The following is a 2,978-nucleotide window of genomic DNA, read 5'->3' as shown; positions in this document are numbered from 1 at the left end:
TAGGTGGCGTCCAGGAACACGTACGGGTATTCCAGGGCCGAGAGGTCCCGGTCGCGGAACGCACCGACTTCATGATCGAGGTCCTCACAGATCCGGGACACCTCAGACTTCGAAATCCCGGTATCCGCACCAAGGGCTTTGACCAGGTCATCGACCTTACGGGTAGAAACCCCGTGGAGGTAGGCCTCCATCACGACCGCGTACAGGGCCTGATCAACCCGGCGGCGGCGCTCCAGCAAGGCCGGGAAAAACGAGCCGGCCCGCAGCTTGGGAATCTTCAAATTCAGATCCCCCGCGGTGGTCGTCAACGTCCGGGCCCGGGACCCGTTGCGCTGGGTCGTGCGCGCCTCGGAGCCTTCGAACGGGGCAGCACCGATGAACGCGGTAGCCTCCGCCTCGATGAGCTGCTGATACAGAGTTTCGGTAGCGGTACGAATCCGATCGGGCACGTCGGTGAGTTTCAATTGTCCAAGCAGGTCAAGCAGGGCAGACTGGTCTAGAGCCACCGTGTGTTTGTGTCTTTCTGTGAGTGACTTTGATCGGTACTCACTGACCATCGCACGATGGCTCACTACCTTGCCGGAGCAGCACGCTCACCGCGGGAAACTACACCACTCCACGGGACGTAACCCACAGGACGAAGCTTCTTTCGAGAGTACCGGGAGTTTCTTCCCTCCCTGGTAGTCCTGATTGTCGTGTCAGTTTTTTGGACGGTGGGCCTTCTGGGAGGTTTATCGGTACTGGACGAGGCGCAGTCTGGTGTTCGCATGCTGATGGGGCTTTACCTGATGCTTGCGCTGGTCGCGTTGTCGATTATTCTGACCGTTTTTGCCGGCAATGACATCGCCAACCGGGTGCACCTGCGTAGAATCACTACCTCCCGCGTCGCGCGACGCTGAGCTGGTGGCGCCCGCTCGAACCTGCGTAGAATCACTACCTCCCGCGTCGCGCGACGCTGAGCTGGTGGCGCCCGCTCGATCTAAGAAACTCGGCCTGGGACATTTCCTTGCCCGAAAAGTTCGCTTTGTACACGCCGCCGTCCGTCGTCGTCGCCGACTGATGGTATTTGAACCAGTGTCGAAGGTGACAGGAATGATCCGTCGCTTTGCGGCGTGGTAGTTACTCCCCGGGTTTTGGCCGTTTGCCTGCGTTTCTGTGGGAGGCCGGCGTGGGTGTTGTTGCTTGCACAGCCCGGTTCCGTCCTTGAGATTTCGCTTCGTACAGTGCGGCGTCGGCTGCTTCAATAATGGTGTCCAGGTCCAGGTCCAGGTCTAGGTCCTGGGTGCCCGTGCTGAGGGGAGCGATGCCGTAGCTGACCGTCGGTAACGGAAATGCCTGGTCGGCCTGCAAGTTTTTTAGGGTGCGGTTGATGTTCGTGGTGATGATTTCGGCCTGGTTCGGGTTGGCTCCTGGCAGCAGGAAGATGAATTCTTCGCCGCCGTAGCGCCCTACCAGGTCGGTGGTGCGCAGGCTGCTGGTACATGCCGTCGCGAAGGCCTGGAGTGCTGAGTCTCCGGCGGCGTGACCGTAGGTATCGTTGACGGTTTTGAAGTGATCCATATCGGCCAGGATCAGCGACCCGTGGTCATTGGTCCGCGTGATGCGCCGTACTTCATCGGCGGCCAGGTCAAGGAAACCCGCACGGTTCAACAAACCGGTCAATCCGTCCTGGGTTGCCTGGGTGTGCAGCTTCCTCGTGGCCTGTTCATTGCTGAGCGTCGTCATGGTGAAGGACGCTACGACAAGGAGCACCAGGGTGGTGAGCGTGGTGACCGAGGAATTGAAGAACACGGCGAAAACGTATCCGTCGGGTCCGCCGGCAAGGAAGGCGATCCACCGAAAGAAATAGTATCCGGCGAGGAAGACAGCAGCGATAGCTAACGGACGTTGTGCGCGGGTCCTCTCGGGGTCGGGCCGCCACAATTCAAAAGCCGCCAGCCCACTGATCAGGAATATCAGTGCCAACAGCACCGGGCCTCCCGCCCAATAGTTGGAGCCAGGACTATCCACCACCGATGCAATAGCGGTAAGGACAGGTCCTGCCACGAGTTGCCAGGCCCGAGGCCTTCCCGCCCTCAGCGAGCAGGCAGCAGCCCAGACACTGGCGGCCCCACCGACGACCAAGGTGTTTCCCAACGGATTCGCCCACACCTGGTGAGCATCGTGGAGGAGGTAGGCGAGGGAACCGGCGAAGAACAGGGCGATCGCCGCACACCACCACGCACTGTAGACCGAGCGCGTGCGGCGGTACGTGAGCGAGTAGGACAATACCAATAAGGTCAGGGCCACCACCCCGAAAGCGACCCCCAAACTCGCAATATCGAGCATCAAGGGCGCTCCACCTTCCCATCATTCATCATGGCGAAGGGTTTCAGGCCCGAACCCACCGTTCAACCCAGTACTCACAAACGTCCATCATCATCGTGCCCTACCTGCGGCCGACCCCGCAGTGACAGCTTCCACACCATCCAGGTCCTGGAACCTGTGAGGGTTTGATGGTGAAAAGCAACGATCCTTCACCCCAGTGTGCTCCGCTACGTCTTCTGCAGGATCATCCGTCAAGCTTTTCCAGTAGCTTCACCGCGTCGTTTACTTCGTTCCCGCGCCGGGACTACGGTGGTGATGCAATGAGCGGTCGGATCTGAACTGCCCAGCGCGGCAGGTTTTTCCGTCCCATCCCGGCGATGCAGGCGTCGCTTAGAGCACGCCTTGCAAGGAGTGATACGCATGTCACCTAATCTGAATCAGCCCGTGACCGATGACAGCATCAAAGTCCGTCAGCTCAGCCATTATCAGTTCAGCTGGGTTGCAGGCGAAGCCGGCCAGCCCGGTGCATGGACCCTCCAGCTCGTCCTTGATCAGGGAGCCTGGGAAGAAGTCCTCACCCTCAGCGCCGACGACGCAGATAACCTTCAGGACCTCCTCTCAACCTCCGAAACGGTGTACTACGACGTACAGCGACGGACCCTGATGTTCGG

General features: G+C 60.0%; 4 protein-coding genes. 2 read left to right on the top strand and 2 right to left on the bottom strand.

Annotation, left to right across the window (positions count from 1 at the left end; all coding sequences use genetic code 11):
• Positions 1–464: transposase (locus Y704_RS0102465; RefSeq protein ID WP_253904210.1), on the bottom strand; the 464-nt coding region annotated here is incomplete at its 3' end.
• Between the two features lie 231 nt (positions 465–695).
• Here Y704_RS0102465 and Y704_RS23835 point away from each other — a divergent pair.
• Positions 696–899: a hypothetical protein gene (locus Y704_RS23835; protein WP_162149356.1), complete on the top strand. Its 204-nt coding sequence runs from the start codon at positions 696–698 to the stop codon at positions 897–899.
• 220 nt (positions 900–1,119) lie between these two features.
• On the opposite strand, the gene Y704_RS18445 is transcribed toward Y704_RS23835, so the two are convergent.
• Positions 1,120–2,328: a GGDEF domain-containing protein gene (locus Y704_RS18445; protein ID WP_343212800.1), complete on the bottom strand. Its 1,209-nt coding sequence runs from the start codon at positions 2,326–2,328 to the stop codon at positions 1,120–1,122.
• Between the two features lie 399 nt (positions 2,329–2,727).
• Between Y704_RS18445 and Y704_RS0102450 the strand changes: the two genes are divergently transcribed.
• Positions 2,728–2,978 (top strand): hypothetical protein (locus Y704_RS0102450; RefSeq protein WP_026548936.1); only part of this gene is annotated, 251 nt, incomplete at its 3' end.

This window comes from Arthrobacter sp. Br18, assembly GCF_000520555.1.
Taxonomy (GTDB): domain Bacteria; phylum Actinomycetota; class Actinomycetes; order Actinomycetales; family Micrococcaceae; genus Arthrobacter_D.
This window is presented reverse-complemented; position numbering and strand designations above follow the sequence as displayed.

What these genes read in the sequence shown, in the direction of transcription:
- Y704_RS18445 (WP_343212800.1), bottom strand. Translation starts at nt 2,328, where the DNA reads ATGCTCGATATTGCGAGTTTGGGGGTCGCTTTCGGGGTGGTGGCCCTG.